The organism is Enterococcus sp. NBRC 3427, assembly GCF_007996925.1.
Lineage (GTDB): Bacteria > Bacillota > Bacilli > Lactobacillales > Enterococcaceae > Enterococcus_B > Enterococcus_B lactis.
The window spans coordinates 1-3,215 of the sequence record NZ_BJLL01000103.1 but is presented as its reverse complement, the minus strand read 5'-3'; the positions used below and the strand labels follow the sequence as shown (position 1 = coordinate 3,215).

The following is a 3,215-nucleotide window of genomic DNA, read 5'->3' as shown; positions in this document are numbered from 1 at the left end:
GAGTTTTTTAATAAGTTCAATTGCTTATTTTCTTGATCTAACTTCTATCGCTAGAAGAAGGATCAAAACCCAACCGCAAGGTTGATAAGGTTAAGTGAATAAGGGCGCACGGTGGATGCCTTGGCACTAGGAGCCGATGAAGGACGGGACTAACACCGATATGCTTTGGGGAGCTGTACGTAAGCTATGATCCAGAGATTTCCGAATGGGGGAACCCAGCATCTTTAATAGGATGTTACGATTGTGTGAATACATAGCACATTCGAGGTAGACGCAGAGAACTGAAACATCTAAGTACCTGCAGGAAGAGAAAGAAAATTCGATTCCCTGAGTAGCGGCGAGCGAAACGGGAAAAGCCCAAACCAACAAGCTTGCTTGTTGGGGTTGTAGGACTCCAATATGGTAGTTCTTTCAGATAGTCGAATGACTTGGAAAAGTCAGTCAAAGAGGGTAAAAACCCCGTAGACGAAATGTGGAAGACACCTAGGAGGATCCTGAGTACGGCGGAACACGAGAAATTCCGTCGGAATCCGGGAGGACCATCTCCCAAGGCTAAATACTCCCTAGTGACCGATAGTGAACCAGTACCGTGAGGGAAAGGTGAAAAGCACCCCGGAAGGGGAGTGAAATAGAACCTGAAACCGTGTGCCTACAACAAGTCAAAGCCCGTTAATGGGTGATGGCGTGCCTTTTGTAGAATGAACCGGCGAGTTACGATTGCATGCGAGGTTAAGTTGAAGAGACGGAGCCGCAGCGAAAGCGAGTCTGAATAGGGCGTTTGAGTATGTAGTCGTAGACCCGAAACCATGTGATCTACCCATGTCCAGGTTGAAGGTGCGGTAAAACGCACTGGAGGACCGAACCCACGTACGTTGAAAAGTGCGGGGATGAGGTGTGGGTAGCGGAGAAATTCCAAACGAACTTGGAGATAGCTGGTTCTCTCCGAAATAGCTTTAGGGCTAGCCTCGGAATTGAGAATGATGGAGGTAGAGCACTGTTTGGACTAGGGGCCCATCTCGGGTTACCGAATTCAGATAAACTCCGAATGCCATTCATTCATATCCGGGAGTCAGACTGTGAGTGATAAGATCCATAGTCGAAAGGGAAACAGCCCAGACCACCAGCTAAGGTCCCAAAATATATGTTAAGTGGAAAAGGATGTGGGGTTGCACAGACAACTAGGATGTTGGCTTAGAAGCAGCCACCATTTAAAGAGTGCGTAATAGCTCACTAGTCGAGTGACCCTGCGCCGAAAATGTACCGGGGCTAAACATATTACCGAAGCTGTGGAGTACACCTTTAGGTGTATTGGTAGGAGAGCGTTCTAAGGGCGTCGAAGGCAGATCGTGAGGACTGCTGGAGCGCTTAGAAGTGAGAATGCCGGTATGAGTAGCGAAAGACAGGTGAGAATCCTGTCCACCGAATGACTAAGGTTTCCTGGGGAAGGCTCGTCCGCCCAGGGTTAGTCGGGACCTAAGCCGAGGCCGATAGGCGTAGGCGATGGATAACAGGTTGATATTCCTGTACCCGTTGTTTTTGTTTGAGCAATGGAGGGACGCAGGAGGCTAAGGAATGCAGACGATTGGAAATGTCTGTCCAAGCAGTAAGTCTGAAGAGGAGTCAAATGCTTCTTTTCTTAAGGACAAGCTGTGATGGGGAGGGAAATAATAGTACCGAAGTTCCTGATGTCACACTGCCGAGAAAAGCTTCTAGTGAGAAAACAGCGGCCCGTACCGCAAACCGACACAGGTAGTCGAGGAGAGAATCCTAAGGTGAGCGAGAGAACTCTCGTTAAGGAACTCGGCAAAATGACCCCGTAACTTCGGGAGAAGGGGTGCTGATCATACGATCAGCCGCAGTGAATAGGCCCAAGCGACTGTTTATCAAAAACACAGGTCTCTGCAAAATCGTAAGATGAAGTATAGGGGCTGACGCCTGCCCGGTGCTGGAAGGTTAAGAGGAGTGCTTAGCGCAAGCGAAGGTACGAATTGAAGCCCCAGTAAACGGCGGCCGTAACTATAACGGTCCTAAGGTAGCGAAATTCCTTGTCGGGTAAGTTCCGACCCGCACGAAAGGCGTAACGATTTGGGCACTGTCTCAACGAGAGACTCGGTGAAATTTTAGTACCTGTGAAGATGCAGGTTACCCGCGACAGGACGGAAAGACCCCATGGAGCTTTACTGTAGTTTGATATTGAGTGTCTGTACCGCATGTACAGGATAGGTAGGAGCCGTAGAAATCGGAACGCTAGTTTCGATGGAGGCGCTGGTGGGATACTACCCCTGCGTTATGGCCACTCTAACCCGCACCACTAATCGTGGTGGGAGACAGTGTCAGATGGGCAGTTTGACTGGGGCGGTCGCCTCCTAAAAGGTAACGGAGGCGCCCAAAGGTTCCCTCAGAATGGTTGGAAATCATTCGAAGAGTGTAAAGGCAGAAGGGAGCTTGACTGCGAGACCAACAAGTCGAGCAGGGACGAAAGTCGGGCTTAGTGATCCGGTGGTTCCGCATGGAAGGGCCATCGCTCAACGGATAAAAGCTACCCTGGGGATAACAGGCTTATCTCCCCCAAGAGTCCACATCGACGGGGAGGTTTGGCACCTCGATGTCGGCTCGTCGCATCCTGGGGCTGTAGTCGGTCCCAAGGGTTGGGCTGTTCGCCCATTAAAGCGGCACGCGAGCTGGGTTCAGAACGTCGTGAGACAGTTCGGTCCCTATCCGTCGCGGGCGTTGGAAATTTGAGAGGAGCTGTCCTTAGTACGAGAGGACCGGGATGGACTTACCGCTGGTGTACCAGTTGTTCTGCCAAGGGCATTGCTGGGTAGCTATGTAGGGAAGGGATAAACGCTGAAAGCATCTAAGTGTGAAGCCCACCTCAAGATGAGATTTCCCATTTCTTTAAGAAAGTAAGATCCCTGAGAGATGATCAGGTAGATAGGTCAGGAGTGGAAGTACAGTGATGTATGGAGCGGACTGATACTAATCGATCGAGGACTTAACCAATAGGTTAAAAAGAAAAGAACTCGGCAAAAAAACTTATATGACTTCAAATCCAGTTTTGAGTGAACAAAATTTACTCAATAAAAGATAACACCACAGTGTGGTGGCGATAGCGAGAAGGATACACCTGTAACCATGCCGAACACAGAAGTTAAGCTTCTTAGCGCCGATTGTAGTGAGGGGTTGCCCCTTGTGAGAGTAGGACGTCGCCACGC

General features: G+C 49.8%; 2 rRNA genes. Both read left to right on the top strand.

Going from position 1 to position 3,215, the window contains the following annotated elements:
* Positions 1 to 88 precede the first annotated feature (88 nt).
* Positions 89 to 3,003, top strand: a 23S ribosomal RNA gene (locus ESP02_RS12995).
* A 96-nt stretch (positions 3,004 to 3,099) separates the two neighbouring features.
* Positions 3,100 to 3,215: ribosomal RNA gene (rrf, locus tag ESP02_RS12990) — 5S ribosomal RNA — on the top strand.